Below are 17,652 nucleotides of genomic sequence, written 5' to 3'. Positions count from 1 at the left end.
CGGCTGACGGACCAGGCACGAAGCAAAAGGGCCGCACTCCCGGCAACGGGAGTGCGGCCCTTCGCGTGACGGATCAGAACATCAGCCGGTACGTGTTCCAGCCGGAGGAGCCGATCTTGACGCGAGGCTTGAACGGGGACGTGGCGCTGCCGGTGCCCTTGTACAGGTACAGCGCACCCGCGGTGTCGCGTGCGATCAGGTCCGTCGTGCCGTCGAGGTCGATGTCGCCGACGGAGACGAGGTTGTTGAACATGTTCCAACCGGTACCGATCTTGGTACGCGCGCTGAACGGGGCGGTGCGGCTGCCGGTGCCCTTGTAGAGCCACAGCGTGCCGCCACCGTCGCGGGCCACGATGTCGGCCTTGCCGTCACCGGTCAGGTCGCCCTTGCCGGTGATCTGGTTGTAGATGCCCCAGCCGGTGCCGACCTTGGAACGGCCGGTCAGCGTGCCGTTGCCGTAGCCCAGGTAGAGCCACAGGGTCCCGCTGCCGTCACGGGCGAGCAGGTCGTCGGCGCCCGCGCCGGCGAGGTTGCCCGTGGAGAGCACCTTGTTGTAGATGCCCCAGCCGGTGCCGACGGTCACCGGGTCCTCACCCCAGAAGAGGTGGTGCAGGATGCCGGAGCTCTCGACCACCCAGATGCCGTCGGCCGAGCCGTCCGCGTCGTGGTCGGTCTGCGTCATGTGCTTGCTGGTTCCCCAGCCGTAACCGACGAGCTCCCGGCTGTCGAGGCCGCCGGAACCGTTCGGCGCGTAACCGTACATGTCGCCCGCGCTGTTGATGCCGTACAGGGCGTTGACCGGGGCGTCGGCGGCCGCGGCCTGGGTGCCGAAGGTGTTCCCGCCCGTGGCGGGCGCCTGGGCGTCGGCGGCCGCGGAGGGCGCCGGGTCCGCGGCGGACGCCGATCCGGCGGCCACCCCGGTGACGAGCAGTGCCGCGGCGGTCGCCGCGGCAACGAGGCGGGCACGCGCCCGGCCGCGCTTGGGGCCAGAGAGTTCGGCCACGTAAGTCTCCATGAGAGTGTCTCGATGACGTGGCCCGCCCCGCTCGACGGGGCAGGCCACAGATTCACCGTGATCCTTTCATGAGACCTTCACAGGCTCACCGGGTTTTCGTGTAGCGGAATCGCTACAACCGCTCACCGAGCCCCGCTGTTTCAGCCGAGCAGCTCCACCTCCGCGAGCGTGCCCTGTTCCGCGAGGACCAGCCGGTAGTGCGCGTACGCCCCCGGCTTCCCGACCGTGAACACCCGCGTCTGCCGGTCCCAGCCGAACGACTCGCCCGACCGCTGGTCCAGGTCCGTCCACGACCGGCCGTCGGCCGAACCCTGAAGGACCCAGCCCGCGGGCGCCTTGTCCTTCGCCGCCGACGTCAGCGTGTACTGCACCGCCCGGGTTCCCGGCGCCACCGGCAGGTCGACGGACGTGGAAGCCGCCGACGTGCGCGAGGTGTTGTCGAGGAGCGGGCCGCCGGCCCTGGTCAGGTCGTGCCGCGGGGCGGGGACCTTGTCGTCCTTGGTGAGGGAGACGGGCGCGGCGTCCTTGCCGGTGCCCCACGTGGACGGCTCGGCGCCCATCGCGAACTCCAGCGTGCCGCCCTCGGCGATCACCTCGTGCGGCAGCGAGGTGGAGTTCCACTTCTCGCCGTTGACCTTCAGACCCTGCACGTAGATGTTCCGCGCGCTGTTCCTCGGGGCCTTCACGACCACTTCGCGCCCGTTGTCGAGGTGCACGGTCGCCTTCGTGAACAGGGGGGAGCCGATGGTGTACTCCCCGCTTCCCATCACCAGCGGATAGAACCCGAGGGCGGAGAACAGGTACCAGGCGGACTGCTCGCCGTTGTCCTCGTCGCCGTGGTAGCCCTGGCCGATCTCGCTGCCCGTGTAGAGGCGCGACAGCACCTCGCGCACCTTCTCCTGCGTCTTCCACGGCTGGGACGCCGCGTTGTACATGTAGGTGACGTGGTGGGCGACCTGGTTCGAATGGCCGTACATGCCCATCCGCACGTCGCGCGCCTCGGTCATCTCGTGGATGACGGAGCCGTACGAGCCGACGAACTCCGGCGACGCCGTCTCGGGCGTGGCGAAGTAGGTGTCGAGCTTCTTGCCGAGGGCCGAGCGGCCGCCGTAGAGGTTGGCGAGACCGCGCGAGTCCTGGGGCGCGGTGAAGGCGTAGCCCCAGCCGTTGGTCTCCGTGTAGTCGTAGCCCCACACCCGCGGGTCGTACTGGCCCGAGGGGACCCGCCAGTCGCCCTCGAGGTCGCGGCCCTGGAAGAAGCCGGCCTCGGAGTCGAAGAGCGTGACGTAGTTGCGCGCGCGGTTCAGGAAGTACTGCGACTCCTCCCGGTAGCGCGCCTTCTTCGTCTTCTCGTACAGCGCCTCGCCCATCTCCGCGAGCCCGTAGTCGTTGAGGTAGCCCTCCAGCGACCAGGACAGGCCCTCGTGGGTCTCGGTGGAGGCGTAGCCGAGGAACGGCGAGGTCTCCATGCCCTTGCGGCCCACGCCCGACGACGGCGGGACCACGGTCGCGTTCTTCAGCGCGGCCTCGTACGCCGCCTCCGCGTCGAAGTCCACGCCCTTGACGTAGGCGTCGGCGAAGGCCACGTCCGAACTGGTGCCGGTCATCAGGTCCGCGTAGCCCGGGGAGGACCACCGGGAGATCCAGCCGCCGTCCTTGTACTGCTGGACGAAGCCGTCCACCAGCTCGCCCGCCTTCTTCGGCGTCAGGAAGGCGTACGCGGGCCACGTCGTGCGGTAGGTGTCCCAGAAGCCGTTGTTGACGTACACCTTGCCGTCGACGATCTTCGCGCCGGTCCGGGTCGGGGTGTCGGGACCGGGCATCGGCGAGAAGGGGCTCGCGTACTGGTACCGGGGCTTCTGCCTGGTGCCGGTGTTCTCGAAGCCCGAGTTCGGGTACAGGTACAGCCGGTACAGGCTGGAGTAGAGCGTGGTCAGCTGGTCGTGCGTGGCGCCTTCGACCTCGACCCTGCCCAGCAGGTCGTCCCACGCCTCCCGCGCCTTGCCGCGGACGCGCTCGAATCCGGTGCCCGCCGGGATCTCGTCGGCGAGGTTCTTCTTCGCCTGGGCCACGCTGATCAGCGAGGTGGCGATGCGCAGGGTCACCGTGCGGTCGTCGCCCGCGTCGAAGCGGAGCCTGCCGCTGACGCCGTCGGCCGCCGAGTCGGTGACCGGCGCGTCGAAGACACCGTGGACGAACAGCCGCGTGGCGCCCGTGGACAGACCGCTCTTGACGTCGGAGAAGCCGGTGAAGGACCGGTTCGCCGGATCGAGGGTGAGACCGCCCTGCTTGGTCACGTTGTCGAAGATCACGCTCGCGTCGTCACCGGGGAAGGTGAACCGCATCATCGCCGCGTGGTCGGTCGGCGTCATCTCGGCCTTGAGGCCGTTCTCGAACGTCACGCCGTAGTAGTGCGGGCGCGCGGTCTCGTTCTCGTGCCGGAAGGGCAGCGCCCGGCCGGTGCGCGAGGTGTCCGGCGTGCCGGCCGCGGCGGACGGCATCACCTGGAACGTCTGGCGGTCGCCCATCCACGGGCTCGGCTCGTGGCTGGTGCTGAACGCCTGCACGGTCGGCAGGTTGTCCGCGTTGTTGCCGCGCGCGTACTCGTAGAGCCAGCTCTGGGAGCCCGCGTTGGTGACCGGTGTCCAGAAGTTGAAGCCGTGCGGGACCGCGGTGGCGGGGAAGGTGTTGCCGCGGGAGAAGGCACCGCTGGAGTTGGTGCCGCGCGTCGTGGAGGCGTAGTCGGACAGGTGCTCCAGCCGCTTCTCGGGCGCCTTGGGCCTGATCGTGACGTCGTCGATCCACCCCTGGAACTTCGCCGGACCCTTGGGGGAGTCGTACGCCACCAGGACGCGGTCGACGGTCTTGCCGGCCGCGACCGTGCCGATGCCGGAGGCGACGGCGTTCCACTGGTTGACGTACAGCCGCTTGGCGGCGCCCTGGCCCTGGGGGGTCAGCAGCCCGCCGTGGGAGTCGACGGCCTTCAGCTCGCTCAGGTAGGTGCCGTCGGTGAAGGCGAGGTCGACGGCCACGTTCGTGGCGGGGTAGCCGAGGTCCGTCTCCGCCATGGCCGGAAAGACCTTGTACGACAGCTCGGTGTCGCGCCGCACGGCGATGTCGACGTCGAAGACCTTGTTGTACGAGTAGGCGCGGCCGTCCGGCGTGTGGGTGCCCGCGTACCGCAGCGCCCGCTTGCCGGTGAAGCCGGCCCCGGCCTTGGCGGTGGGGGATCCGCTGGGACCGCGGTCGACCTGGGTGCGCATGTCCTCCGGAACGGGGGTGCTCGTGTCGCCGTTGGAGAACTGGACGTCGGCGAGCTGGGTGATGCCGGACGCGCCGTTGTTCCTCGTGATCTCCAGGCGGTAGTGCGCGTACGCCGTCACCTCGGACGGCGAGCCGATGTCGTACGTCTTCGTCTCGAAGCGCTTGGCGAAGGTCTCACCGGCGCGCGTGTCGAGGACGGTCCACGTCTTTCCGTCGGCCGAACCCTTGAGCGTCCAGTCCCTGGGGTCGCGCTCGGCGAAGTCGTTGGCGGACGTCAGCGCGTAGGTGGCGACCTTGACCGGCTCGTCGGTGTCGAACTCGACCCAGCCCGTGGGCTCGAAGGTGAGCCATTTGCTGCCCGGCAGGAGGTCGACGAGGTTTTCCTTCGTCTCGCCGGCGCCGGTGTTCTCGCCGCTGGCGCGCAGGTCGATCACCTTGTCGGTGACATTGCCCGGTATTCCGCTCGAGAATCCGCCGTCGACACCCGACGACCGCTTCTTTCCGTCGGTGCCGACTTCGACGGTATTACGCCAATTGGGCTGTTTTTCATCCGCTTCGAAGGACGACGCGAATTCCCGGTCCGCGGCGGGGGATTGTCCGGGGTGCGCGGGAAGGGCGACGGCGGCGGAAGGGGCCGTCAACATCAGGAGTGAGGCGCTCACCGCGAGGGTGGCCGCGTGGACTGGTCTCTGCCGGGGTCGGAGTCTGGGCTGCATCCCGGGTCATTCCTCCAGGGGAAAGGCGCGTTGGACAACGTTGTCAGGCGCGAGGCGCAGGATCCAGTAGGGAGCCGAGCTTCCTTCGGTGTCAAGGGTGTTGGCGATGCGCGCGGGTCGGAATATGGTGTTCCGCGAAGATTGCCGCGGTCACCGGAGCGGGCAGGAGTCCTATGTATCCGCGAGGTCTCAACTCGGGAAAGACTGCCGTCCAACCTTGCACTCGATCTTGCTCACGTGGCGGGAAGTGGACTATACCTGTCGGCGTCCGCATAGCAGTTACAGGTTGCGGGCAGGGGGGACGACAGGCGGTCGGGGCCACGCGGACCGGCGGCCGTGGAAAAGGTCCGTTCCCGCTGCCGGCCGGTGCACGACCCGAGCTTCACTGGGTTTCCCTTCGGGAAAACACAGCAACCGTCCGCGGTAACGGGGCCCTTCGCCTGAGGCGAGCAGTACGGGCGACCGGTACACCGCCTGAGTCCTGGAGAAGGCGAGGACTTGAGCATGGGATCCACCTCCGCCCACGACAACAATGAGGGCCTCAGCCGTCGAGATCTGATCAAGCGGTCGGCCGCACTCGGTCTGATTGCCGTCCCGACGATGAGTTTCCTGTCCGCGTGCGCCAGCAGCGGCAGCGGTGACGACCAGGAGAAGCAGAAGGGCGAGGTGACGAAGGACAATCCGTTCGGCGTCGCCAAGGGCGGCACGCTGGACGTCGTCATCTTCAAGGGCGGCTTCGGCGACCAGTACGCCATCGAGTGGGAGAAGCTGTACAAGGCCAAGTACGGGCCGAAGATCAGCCACCTGGGCACGCAGGAGATCACCGGCAAGCTCCAGCCGCGCTTCAACGCGGGCAACCCGCCGGACGTGGTCGACGACTCCGGCGCCCAGCAGATCAAGCTCGACGTGCTGCACAAGAACGGTCAGCTCGCCGACCTCACCGAGCTCCTCGAGGCGCCGTCCGTCGACGACCCGAGCAAGAAGGTCAAGGACGTCCTGATCCCGGGCACCGCCGACAAGGGCTTCATCGGCGGCAAGATGCACGCGCTCAACTACGTCTACACGGTCTGGGGCGTGTGGTACTCCGGCAAGCTCTTCAAGGAGAAGGGCTGGGAGGTCCCGAAGACGTGGGACGCCTTCCTGGGGATCATGCAGGAGGCCAAGAAGGACGGCATCGGCGGTCTCGCCCACCAGGGCAAGCACCCCTACTACATCAACGTCATGATCATGGACCTGATCGCCAAGACCGGCGGTCTGGACGCCATGAAGGCCATCGACAACCTCGACCCCAAGGCCTTCGTCGGCAGCGACGTGGCCAAGCAGTCCATCGAGGCGATCTACGAGATCGTCGACAAGGGCCTGCTCATGCCCGGCACCAACTCCCTTGACCACATCGAGTCGCAGACCGCGTGGAACGAGGGCAAGGCCGTCTTCATCCCCTCCGGCTCCTGGCTGGAGAACGAGCAGCTGAAGCAGACCCCGGCGGACTTCGACATGAAGTTCCTGCCCATGCCGCTGCTGCCGGACAGCAAGCTGCCCTTCGAGGCCATCCGGGCCGGTGCGGGTGAGCCCTTCATCGTCCCGGAGAAGGCCAGGAACAAGGCCGGCGGCCTGGAGTTCCTCCGGATGATGCTGTCGAAGGAGTGGTCGACGAAGTTCGCCCAGGTGGCCAACTCGCTGACGATCCTTCAGGACGGTGTCGACAAGAGCGTGACGCTGCGCCCCGGCACCAAGTCGGCCGTCGAGGCCGTCGACGCCTGTCCGGTCGACCAGCGCTTCGACTACTTCTACACCACCTGGTACAGCGAGATGGACGAGTCCATCCGCACCGCCTCCGCCGAGCTCATGGCCAAGCGCATCCAGCCGAACGAATGGCTCAAGCGGGCGCAGGCCGCGGTCGACAAGGCGGCCAAGGACCCGGCGAGCAAGAACAACAAGCGTCAGTAGCCGAGGCCGGGAAACCAGGGGCAGGGTGCCATGCAACAGGGAAAGTACCGGTTCGTCACCGGATTTCTGATCGTTCCGGTCGTGCTGTACGCGGTCTTCATGATCTGGCCGTATCTGCAGACCTTCGGATACTCCTTCACGAACTGGCAGGGCCAGTCGCAGGAGATGAGCTTCGTCGGACTCGACAACTACACCGCGCTGTTCTCCGACGAGGTGTTCCTGAAGGCCCTGTGGCACAACATCCTGCTCCTGGTCTTCCTGCCGATCGCGACCATCCTGCTCGCCCTCTTCTTCGCCTTCATGGTGAACGTGGGCGGGCGGGGTGGCTCCGGCGGGATCCGCGGAGTGAGGGGATCGGGCCTCTACAAGATCCTTTTCTTCGTTCCGCACGTGCTCTCGATCGCCATCCTCGCCGTGCTCTGGCGGGCGATCTACCGCGGCGACGTCGCCGGCCTGATCAACGGCATCTTCCTCAAGCTGGGCCTGTCCGACCCCGCGCACCCGATCGAGTGGCTCAACGACCCCGACCTCGTGCTGTGGTGCGTGGCCTTCGTGCTGCTGTGGTGGGGCGTCGGCTTCTACCTCGTACTGTTCTCCGCCGCGATGCAGTCGGTGCCGAAGGAGATCTACGAGGCCGCGCTGCTGGACGGCGCGAGCCGGACCCAGTCCTTCTTCCGGGTCACGCTGCCCCTGCTGTGGGACACCGTGCAGACGGCCTGGGTGTACCTCGCGATCCTCGCCATGGACTGCTTCGCCCTCATCTCGGTCATGACACCGGGCAACAGCTACGGCGGCGGCCCCGACCACAACAGCGAGGTCATGGCGACCTACCTGATGCGCAACTTCCTCTCCTTCGGAAAGAGCGGTTACGCCTGCGCCATGGGCGTCGTCATCCTCGTCCTCACGCTGATCCTGTCCCTCGTCACGCTGCGGGTCAGCCGCCGCGAGCGCATCGAATACTGAGCGGGGAACACGCCATGTCGAACACCCGGTTGATCACCGGCGTCGAGAAGGACGCCGTGCCCGGCCCGCGCGGCTCGCAGAACGGTGTGGACGGCCGCACCGGATCCGCCGGCGGCGACGGCGAGGGCAGGGTCCTCAACGTCTTCTCGCACGGCTTCCTCATCCTGTGGGCCGTGATGATCGTGCTGCCGCTGTTCTGGCTGCTGATCGGTTCCTTCAAGACCGACACGGAGATCGGCGCCAGCGCCTGGTCGTGGCCGTCGAACTGGAACTTCGACGCCTTCGGCCGCGCCTGGGAGAAGGGGATCGGCGACTACTTCGCCAACACCCTGATCGTGCTCGCCTTCTCCATCCCGCTGACGATGCTGCTCGGCGCGATGGCGGCGTACGTGCTCGCCCGCTACGACTTCCCGGGCAACCGCTTCTTCTACTACTTCTTCGTCGCCGGTGCGATGTTCCCGGTCTACCTGGGCCTGGTGCCGCTGTACTTCCTCGTCGACATGCTCGGCATGCTCAACACGTACCAGGGCCTGATCCTGGTCTACGTCGCCTACTCGCTGCCGTTCACCGTCTTCTTCATGCACGCGTTCTTCCGGACGCTGCCGACGGCCATCCACGAGGCCGCGGTCATCGACGGCGCCTCCCACACGCGGATCTTCTTCCAGGTCATGGTCCCGATGGCGAAGCCGGGCCTGCTCAGCGTCGGGATCTTCAACGTGCTCGGCCAGTGGAACCAGTACATCCTGCCCATGACCCTGATGCAGCAGCAGAGCGGCTTCGACGAGGACCGTTCGGTGCTCACCCAGGGCCTGGTGCTGCTGAACCAGCAGCAGGGCTACGAGGGCGACCTGCCGGTGATCTTCGCGGGCATGACGATCGCCATGCTTCCCGTGATCGTCGTCTACCTGTCCTTCCAGCGGCAGGTCCAGTCCGGTCTCACCGCGGGCACGCTCAAGTAACGAATAGGCTCCACCGCCCACCGCGGCGCACGCCCGGGCCCCGTTCGACGCCCCGTCGAACGGGGCCCGGGCGTTGGTGCGCCCTGGTGCCGGGGCCCTGTGGCCCTTGCTCAAGGTCTTGACGCGAAAGGGCCCCGAGAGTTGAGCTTAGAGTTCACAAGTTGGAGAGACGTCGGGGTCCCCTCGCGGAGCCCCGGCCGGGGGCGGTCGTCGCACCGCCCACCGGGGGCAGGAGTGGATGGGTCAATGGAGACTCCGGGATCGCAGACGTCACTGCACCGGGCCAACCTCGAGCGGGTCGTGCGCGCGGTGCGCATGGCCGGCTCGCTCACGCAGGCGGAGATCGCCAGGAGCACCGGCCTCTCCGCGGCCACGGTCTCCAACATCGTCCGTGAGCTCAAGGACGGCGGCACGGTCGAGGTGACGCCCACGTCGGCGGGCGGCAGACGCGCCCGCAGCGTCTCCCTCAGCGGCGACGCGGGCATCGTGATCGGGGTCGACTTCGGCCACACCCACCTGCGTGTCGCGGTCGGCAACCTCGCCCACCAGGTGCTGGCGGAGGAGGCCGAGCCGCTGGACGTGGACGCGTCGTCGGCCGAGGGCTTCGACCGGGCCGAGACACTGGTCAACCGGCTCGTCGAGGCCACCGGCATCGGCCCCGGAAAGATCATCGGCGTCGGTCTCGGCGTGCCCGGCCCCATCGACGTGGAGTCCGGCACGCTCGGCTCCACGGCCATCCTGCCGGGCTGGACCGGCATCAACCCCAGCGACGAGCTCTCCGGGCGCCTGGGCGTCCCGGTCTACGTCGACAACGACGCCAACCTCGGCGCGCTCGGCGAGCTGGTGTGGGGCAGCGGTCGCGGGGTCAAGGACCTCGCCTACATCAAGGTGGCCAGCGGTGTGGGCGCCGGGCTGGTCATAGACGGCCAGATCTACCGCGGGCCCGGCGGCACCGCGGGCGAGATCGGGCACATCACGCTCGACGAGTCGGGTCCGGTGTGCCGCTGCGGCAACCGGGGCTGCCTGGAGACCTTCGCGGCCGCCCGGTACGTGCTGCCGCTGCTGCAGCCGAGCCACGGCGACGGGCTGACCATGGAGAAGGTGGTGCGGCTCGCCCGCGAGGGAGACCCCGGCTGCCGGCGCGTGGTGGCTGACGTGGGCCGCCACATCGGCAGCGGCGTGGCGAACCTGTGCAACCTGCTGAACCCGAGCCGGGTGGTGCTGGGCGGCGATCTGGCGGAGGCTGGAGAGTTGGTACTGGGACCCATCCGCGAGTCCGTCTCCCGCTACGCGATCCCCAGCGCGGCGCGGCAGCTCTCGGTGGCGCCGGGAGCGCTCGGCGGACGCGCCGAGGTCCTGGGAGCCCTCGCCCTCGTGCTCAGCGAAATGGGTGATTCGACCCTTCTGGAGAGCGCGTTGCCCACCAGGACTCCTGCCTTCACTTAGATAACGGATGGCACCGTTGTCATCTCGTTAAGGATTTACTCCTTGACGCTGGCGGCGGGGCCGAGTTGACTTCCAGCCACCTCGGCCGCAGCGACGCGGCCTCGTCAGGGAGGTTTACATCGTGAACGCACATCTGCGTCGTGCCGCTATCGCTGCCGCTGCCACCGCAATGGCCGTCTCGCTCGCCGCCTGCGGCCAGGCGGGGGAGTCGGGCGACGCCGCCGACGAGACCGGCGCGAAGAAGGGCGACGACCTCACCATCGGCCTGCTCCTGCCGGAGAACCAGACCGCCCGTTACGAGAAGTTCGACAAGCCGCTCATCGAGAAGAAGATCAGCGAGCTCACGGGCGGCAAGGCCAAGGTCGTCTACGCCAACGCCAAGCAGGACGCCACGCTGCAGACGCAGCAGGTCGACACCATGATCACGAACAAGGTCGACGCCCTGATCGTGGACGCCGTCGACTCGAAGGCCATCGCCGGCAGCGTCAAGAAGGCCAAGGACGCCGACATCCCGGTCGTCGCCTTCGACCGCCTGGCCGAGGGCCCGATCGACGCCTACACCTCGTTCGACAACGAAGAGGTCGGCCACGTCCAGGGCAAGGCCCTGCTGGAGGCCCTCGGCGACAAGGCCAAGGACGGCCAGATCGTCATGATGAACGGCGCCATCACGGACCCGAACGCCGCGCTGTTCAAGAAGGGCGCCCACGCCGAGCTCGACGGCAAGGTGAACATCGGCAAGGAGTACGACACCAAGGAGTGGAAGCCGGAGAACGCCAACGCCAACATGGAGGCCGCGATCTCGGCCCTCGGCAAGGACAAGATCATCGGCGTCTACTCCGCGAACGACGGCATGGCGGGCGGCATCATCACCGCCCTCAAGGCCGGCGGCTTCACCAAGCTTCCGCCGGTCACCGGCCAGGACGCGGAGCTCGCCGGTGTGCAGCGGATCGTCGCGGGCGAGCAGTTCATGAGCGTCTACAAGCCGTACGCGCCGGAGGCCGCCGCCGCGGCCGAGATGGCCGTGGCGCTCGCCAAGGGCGAGTCGCTCGACGCGATCGCCAAGGAGAAGGTGGACAGCCCGACCAACAAGGGCATCCCGGCGGTGCTCGTCCCGGTCGTCTCGCTGACCAAGGACAACATCAACGACACCGTGATCAAGGACGGCGTCTACACCGTCCAGGAGATCTGCACCCCGAAGTTCAAGGCCGCGTGTGACCAGCTCGGCCTGAAGTAAGGCCGCACGCCGGAGCACCGGTCCCCGGAGCTGCGGCCTCTGCCCGAGGGACGGTCCCGTCCCTGCAGAAACCTTCCGGTGCCCCCTCCCGCCATTCATCCCCCGCTGCGGGAGGGGCACCGGTCGGAACACTCGCACATATCTGCTCTGCTCAGCCTCCGCGCCGCCTACCCCGTGGCGCGGCATCCCCGCCGGTCAGGCGGCGAAGGAGATGGTTCACGTGTCCGCTACGCCCGTGTTGGCGTTGCGCGGGGTCTCCAAGCGGTTCGGTGCCGTCCAGGCGCTCACCGACGTAGAGCTCGAGATCCACGCCGGTGAGGTGGTCGCCCTGGTCGGCGACAACGGCGCCGGAAAGTCCACGCTGGTCAAGACGATCGCCGGCGTGCATCCCATCGATGAAGGCGTCATCGAGTGGGAGGGCAGGGGCGTGTCGATCAACCGCCCCCACGACGCCCAGAACCTCGGCATCGCCACGGTCTACCAGGACCTCGCGCTGTGCGACAACATCGACGTCGTCGGCAACCTCTACCTCGGCCGTGAGCTCCGCAAGCGCGGTGTGCTCGACGAGGTCGAAATGGAGCGCCGCGCCCTCGAACTGCTGAAGACGCTGTCGATCCGCATCCCCAGCGTCCGCATCCCGATCGCCTCGCTGTCCGGCGGTCAGCGCCAGACCGTGGCCATCGCGCGGTCGATGCTCGGCGAGCCCAAGCTCGTCATCCTCGACGAGCCCACCGCCGCCCTGGGCGTCGAGCAGACCGCACAGGTGCTCGACCTCGTGGAGCGGCTGCGGGAACGCGGCCACGCCGTGATCCTGATCAGCCACAACATGGCCGACGTCAAGGCGGTCGCCGACAAGGTCGCCGTGCTCCGGCTCGGCCGGAACAACGGCGTCTTCGAGGTCAAGTCGACCTCCCAGGAAGACATCATCTCCGCCATCACCGGCGCCACGGACAACGCCGTGACCCGCCGTGCGGCGCGCAACGCGGAGGTTCAGAAGTGAGCACCGAGAAGACCTCCACCCCCGTAGAGGCGCCCGTCGTCAACCCGGACGCGGCGCACGACGCGGTCACCGCGGTCGACCCCCGCCTCCTGGTGCGCGAGCAGGGCCTCAAGGGCTACGTCTCCGAGTTCCGGCGGAAGATGCACGCCGGTGACCTGGGCTCGATCCCGGTCGTCCTGGGCCTGGTGATCATCGCGATCATCTTCCAGAGCCTGAACTCCGCCTTCCTCTCGGCGGAGAACCTGAACAACATCGCCGTCACCATGGTCGGCACCGGCATGATGGCCGTCGGCATCATCTTCGTCCTGCTGCTCGGCGAGATCGACCTGTCGGTCGGCTCCGTCAGCGGTGTGGCGGGCGCGATCGTCGCCGTCATGAGCGTCACCCACGGGATGAACGAGTGGCTCGCCGTCCTCGTCGCCCTCGTCGGGGGCGCGGCCATCGGCGCTCTGCACGGCTTCTTCTTCGCCAGGATCGGGGCCCCCGCGTTCGCCGTCACGCTGGCGGGCCTGCTGTTCTGGCTCGGCTTCATGCTCCAGCTCCTCGGCGACGCCGGAACGATCAACCTGGACTCCGAGGGTGTCGTCGGCAGTCTGACCACGTACTACTTCTCGGACATCGCGGCCGCGTACGGTCTCGCCGCTGTGGCCGTGGCCGTGTTCTTCCTGACGTCGTTCTTCGACAACCGGCGCCGGGAAGCCGCGGGCGTGCCGTCCCGGCCGTTGTCCGACATCGTGCTGCGCACGGTGCTCCTCGCGATCGTCGCCTTCGCGGCGGCGGCCATGTTCAACCAGTACAAGGGTCTGCCGCTGGCGCTGGTGCTGTTCCTCGCGGTCCTCGTGATCACGGACTTCGTGCTCCGCCGCACCGGGTACGGCCGCAAGATCTTCGCGCTGGGCGGCAGCGTCGAGGCGTCCCGCCGCGCCGGTATCAACGTCACCGCGGTCCGCATCTCGGTCTTCGCCCTGGCCGGGTTCTTCGCGGCGGTCGGCGGCCTGTTCTGGGCGTCCAAGATCGCCGCGGCCAACCAGAGCGCCGGCACCGGCGACCTGCTGATGAACGTCATCGCGGCGGCCGTCATCGGCGGCACCAGCCTCTTCGGCGGCCGGGGCCGCACCTGGAACGCCCTGCTCGGCGTCATGGTGATCGTCTCGATCCAGTACGGCCTCGCCCTGGAGGGCATCGCGACACCTGTTGTCTACATGATCACCGGCGGTGTGCTGCTCGCCACGGTCGTGATCGACTCCATCACGCGCAAGACCCAGAAGACCGCTGGTCGCGCCTGATACGGCCCCCAGTGCCCGGCACCGCCCCGCGGTGCCGGGCACTGCTGTGCGCGGCGGCCGGCGTGACCGACAACGCACGGCCGCGCACCGGAGATCGCGATCGGAACATTAGACTCGGGCAATCGGCAAGGCTCGATCAGCTCGAAGCAAGGAGGCAGAGTGACGCAGCCGCGCGAAGCGCGCCCTTCACGGGTGGTGGTGGGCGACGGGTGGGGTCTGCTTTCCCGTATCAAGGGACCGCGCGACCTGGACCGGCTCGGCCCGGAGCAGTTGGAGCAGCTGGCCGCAGAGATCCGGACCTTCCTGGTGGACGCCGTCTCCAAGACCGGCGGACATCTCGGCCCCAACCTGGGCGTGGTCGAGCTGACGATCGCCCTCCACCGCGTCTTCGACTCCCCGAAGGACAAGGTCCTCTGGGACACCGGTCACCAGAGCTACGTCCACAAGCTGCTGACCGGTCGTCAGGACTTCTCGAGGCTGAAGATGAAGGGCGGCCTGTCCGGCTACCCCTCACAGGCGGAGTCCGAGCACGACATCATCGAGAACTCGCACGCCTCCACCGTTCTCGGCTGGGCCGACGGCCTCGCCAAGGCCAACCAGGTCCTGAAGAAGGACGACCACGTCGTGGCCGTCATCGGCGACGGCGCGCTCACGGGCGGCATGGCCTGGGAGGCGCTGAACAACATCGCCGCGGCCAAGGACCGCCCGCTCGTCATCGTCGTGAACGACAACGAGCGCTCCTACGCCCCCACCATCGGCGGCCTCGCCGACCACCTGGCCACCCTGCGCACCACCGACGGCTACGAGCGCTTCCTCGCCCGCGGCAAGGACATCCTGGAGCGCACCCCGGTCGTCGGCAAGCCGCTCTACGAGACGCTGCACGGCGCCAAGAAGGGCCTGAAGGACTTCATCGCCCCGCAGGGCATGTTCGAGGACCTCGGCCTGAAGTACGTCGGCCCCATCGACGGCCACGACATCGAGGCACTGGAGTCCGCCCTCGCCCGCGCCAAGCGCTTCGGCGGGCCGGTCATCGTGCACTGCCTCACCGAGAAGGGCCGCGGCTACCAGCCCGCCCTGGCGGACGAGGCCGACCGCTTCCACGCCGTGGGCAAGATCCACCCCGACACCGGTCTGCCCATCTCCAGCTCGGGCCTCGACTGGACCTCGGTCTTCGGCGAGGAGATGGTCAAGCTCGGCAACGAGCGCGAGGACATCGTGGCCATCACCGCCGCGATGCTCCAGCCGGTCGGCCTCGACAGGTTCGCCAAGGCCTTCCCCGAGCGGGTCTACGACGTCGGCATCGCCGAGCAGCACGGCGCCGTGTCCGCGGCGGGTCTCGCCACCGGTGGCCTGCACCCCGTCTTCGCGGTGTACGCGACGTTCCTGAACCGCGCCTTCGACCAGGTCCTGATGGACGTGGCCCTGCACAAGTGCGGCGTCACGTTCGTCCTCGACCGGGCCGGCATCACCGGCACCGACGGCGCCTCCCACAACGGCATGTGGGACATGTCGATCCTCCAGGTCGTCCCCGGCCTGCGGATCGCCGCTCCCCGCGACGCCGACCAGGTCCGCGCCCAGCTGCGCGAGGCCGTCGAGGTCGACGACGCACCCACCGTGGTCCGCTTCTCCAAGGGCGCCGTCGGCCCCGCCGTCAAGGCCGTCGGCACCGCCGGCGGCATGGACGTCCTGCGGTACGCGGACAGCGAGCGGCCGGACGTGCTGCTGGTCTCCGTCGGCGCGCTCGCCCCGATGTGCCTGGAGATCGCCGACCTGCTGGACGCGCAGGGCATCTCCACCACGGTCGTCGACCCCCGCTGGGTCAAGCCCGTCGACGAGGCGCTCGCCCCGCTCGCCGAGCGGCACCGCGTCGTGGTCACCGTCGAGGACAACAGCCGCGTCGGCGGTGTCGGCTCCGCGATCGCCCAGGCCCTGCGCGACGCGGGCGTCGACGTACCGCTGCGCGACTTCGGCATCCCGCCGCGCTTCCTCGACCACGCCTCCCGCAAGGAGGTCCTCGCGGAGATCGGGCTGACCGCGCCCGACATCGCCCGCCAGGTGACCGGACTGGTCTCCAGGCTGGACGGCCGGATCGACAGCGAGGCGGTCGAGCCCGCCCGCGACTGAGCTGACCCATCTGCGCACACGTAGGGCCGGACGGAGCACCCCCAGGGGTTTCCGTCCGGCCCTTTCGTGTGAAACGCACTGCGAGGGCGGGCGCGGTCCCGCACCGCTCTCGATCATGGGTATACGGCCATGGCTACGGAGGTACGCCGGTGAGCACAGAGCAGCAGCGCCCCCAGAGCACCGGGGTGTTCCGCACCAAGACTGTGGAACAGTCCATCCGCGACACCGAGGAGCCCGAGCATGCGCTGAAGAAGAGTCTGTCCGCGTGGGACCTCACGATCTTCGGTGTCGGTGTCATCATCGGCACGGGAATCTTCGTCCTCACCGGCATCGCGGCCCGCAACAACGCCGGACCGGCCACCGCACTGTCCTTCGTGGCCGCGGGCATCGTCTGCGCCCTCGCGGCGCTCTGCTACGCCGAGTTCGCGTCCACCGTGCCGGTGGCCGGCTCGGCGTACACCTTCTCCTACGCCTCGATCGGGGAACTGCCCGCCTGGATCATCGGCTGGGACCTGGTCCTCGAATTCGCTCTCGGCACCGCCGTCGTGGCGGTCGGCTGGTCCGGCTACGTACGCAGCCTCATGGAGACCAATCTGGGCTGGGACATGCCCGTCGCGCTGTCCGGGCCCGACGCGGGAGGAAGCTTCGACCTGCTGGCCTTCCTGCTCGTCCTGGTGCTGACCGCCATCCTGGTCGCCGGGACCAAGCTCTCGGCCCGGATCACCGCGATCGTGGTGGCCGTCAAGGTCACCGTCGTGCTGATGGTCATCGTCGCGGGCCTGTTCTTCATCAAGGCGGACAACTACTCCCCGTTCGTGCCCCCGGCCCAGGCGCAGCCCGCCGGAAGCGGCCTGCACGCGCCGCTGATCCAGGTGCTCTTCGGCTACGAGCCGACCAACTTCGGCGTCATGGGCATCTTCACCGCGGCCTCGCTCGTCTTCTTCGCCTTCATCGGCTTCGACGTCGTGGCGACTGCCGCCGAGGAGACCAGGAACCCGCAGCGTGACATGCCGCGCGGCATCCTCGGCTCGCTGTTCATCTGCACCGTGCTCTACGTGGCCGTGACGCTTGTCGTCACCGGTATGCAGTACTACCGGGAGATGTCGCCGAGCGCTCCGCTCGCCGACGCCTTCAAGTCCGTGGGCCAGCCCTTCTTCGCCGGTGCCATCAGCCTCGGTGCGGCCGTCGGCCTCGTCACCGTCTCCATGATCCTGCTGCTCGGCCAGACCCGGGTGTTCTTCGCGATGAGCCGTGACGGCCTGCTGCCGCGCTTCTTCTCCATCACCCACCCGAAGTACCGCACCCCCTACCGGGCGACCATCCTGCTCGGTGTGGTGATCGCCGTCATCGCGGGCTTCACCAGCCTCGAGAACCTCGCGGAACTGGTGAACATCGGGACGCTCTTCGCCTTCGTCGTCGTGGCGCTCGGCGTCATCATCCTGCGCCGCACCCGGCCCGATCTGCACCGCGCCTTCCGCACGCCGTGGGTGCCGCTGATCCCGATCCTGTCCATCGCGGCCTCGCTCTGGCTCATGCTCAACCTGCCGACCGAGACGTGGATCCGGTTCGGCGTCTGGATGGCCGTCGGCGTCGTCGTGTACTTCCTCTACGGACGGTCCCGCAGCCGTCTCGGGCGACTGGGACGCGACGCCACGTTCTGAGGCTCCGCCGCTTCCGGCCCCGTACGCCTGCGGGTGT

At 68.4% G+C, this 17,652-nt stretch carries 11 protein-coding genes; 9 read left to right on the top strand and 2 right to left on the bottom strand.

All coding sequences use genetic code 11. The annotated features are described in order from the left end of the window. Window positions 1-73: 73 nt before the first annotated feature. Window positions 74-1,003, bottom strand: a complete 930-nt coding sequence (locus AB0K02_RS21255; protein ID WP_365994031.1) for a VCBS repeat-containing protein — start codon at window positions 1,001-1,003, stop codon at window positions 74-76. Between the two features lie 152 nt (window positions 1,004-1,155). After that, on the bottom strand, window positions 1,156-4,995 hold the full coding sequence (locus AB0K02_RS21250) for a GH92 family glycosyl hydrolase (RefSeq protein WP_365994030.1): 3,840 nt from the start codon (window positions 4,993-4,995) through the stop codon (window positions 1,156-1,158). 504 nt (window positions 4,996-5,499) lie between these two features. On the opposite strand from AB0K02_RS21250, the gene ngcE reads away from it, so the two are divergent. From ngcE to AB0K02_RS21205, 9 genes are all read left to right on the top strand, one after another. Further along, complete coding sequence (ngcE, locus tag AB0K02_RS21245; RefSeq protein WP_365994029.1) at window positions 5,500-6,942, top strand: N-acetylglucosamine/diacetylchitobiose ABC transporter substrate-binding protein; 1,443 nt, start codon at window positions 5,500-5,502, stop codon at window positions 6,940-6,942. Window positions 6,943-6,972: 30 nt separating this feature from the next. Next, entirely contained in the window at window positions 6,973-7,905 is a 933-nt protein-coding gene (locus tag AB0K02_RS21240; protein ID WP_365994028.1) for a sugar ABC transporter permease, read from the top strand. A 14-nt stretch (window positions 7,906-7,919) separates the two neighbouring features. After that, window positions 7,920-8,864: a carbohydrate ABC transporter permease gene (locus tag AB0K02_RS21235; protein WP_365994027.1), complete on the top strand. Its 945-nt coding sequence runs from the start codon at window positions 7,920-7,922 to the stop codon at window positions 8,862-8,864. A gap of 246 nt (window positions 8,865-9,110) precedes the next feature. Next, entirely contained in the window at window positions 9,111-10,310 is a 1,200-nt protein-coding gene (locus AB0K02_RS21230) for an ROK family transcriptional regulator (protein ID WP_365994026.1), read from the top strand. Between the two features lie 169 nt (window positions 10,311-10,479). After that, window positions 10,480-11,544 carry a substrate-binding domain-containing protein gene (locus AB0K02_RS21225; RefSeq protein ID WP_365994059.1) on the top strand — a complete coding sequence of 355 codons (1,065 nt, stop codon included), beginning with the start codon at window positions 10,480-10,482 and terminating at the stop codon, window positions 11,542-11,544. A 211-nt stretch (window positions 11,545-11,755) separates the two neighbouring features. Continuing rightward, complete coding sequence (locus AB0K02_RS21220) at window positions 11,756-12,544, top strand: ATP-binding cassette domain-containing protein (protein ID WP_177151831.1); 789 nt, start codon at window positions 11,756-11,758, stop codon at window positions 12,542-12,544. Next, window positions 12,541-13,830 carry a sugar ABC transporter permease gene (locus AB0K02_RS21215; protein ID WP_365994025.1) on the top strand — a complete coding sequence of 430 codons (1,290 nt, stop codon included), beginning with the start codon at window positions 12,541-12,543 and terminating at the stop codon, window positions 13,828-13,830. Before AB0K02_RS21220 ends, AB0K02_RS21215 begins: the two co-directional genes overlap by 4 nt. Window positions 13,831-14,046: 216 nt before the next feature. After that, on the top strand, window positions 14,047-15,954 hold the full coding sequence (gene dxs / locus AB0K02_RS21210; protein WP_365994058.1) for a 1-deoxy-D-xylulose-5-phosphate synthase: 1,908 nt from the start codon (window positions 14,047-14,049) through the stop codon (window positions 15,952-15,954). A gap of 149 nt (window positions 15,955-16,103) precedes the next feature. Further along, window positions 16,104-17,615, top strand: coding sequence for an amino acid permease (locus tag AB0K02_RS21205; protein ID WP_365994024.1), 1,512 nt, complete (start codon window positions 16,104-16,106; stop codon window positions 17,613-17,615). Window positions 17,616-17,652 lie beyond the last annotated feature (37 nt).

The sequence above is a fragment of the Streptomyces sp. NPDC049597 genome, from assembly GCF_040675505.1.
Lineage (GTDB): Bacteria > Actinomycetota > Actinomycetes > Streptomycetales > Streptomycetaceae > Streptomyces.
Note: the sequence above shows the minus strand (reverse complement) of the source record. Positions and strands in the feature narration are given on the sequence as shown.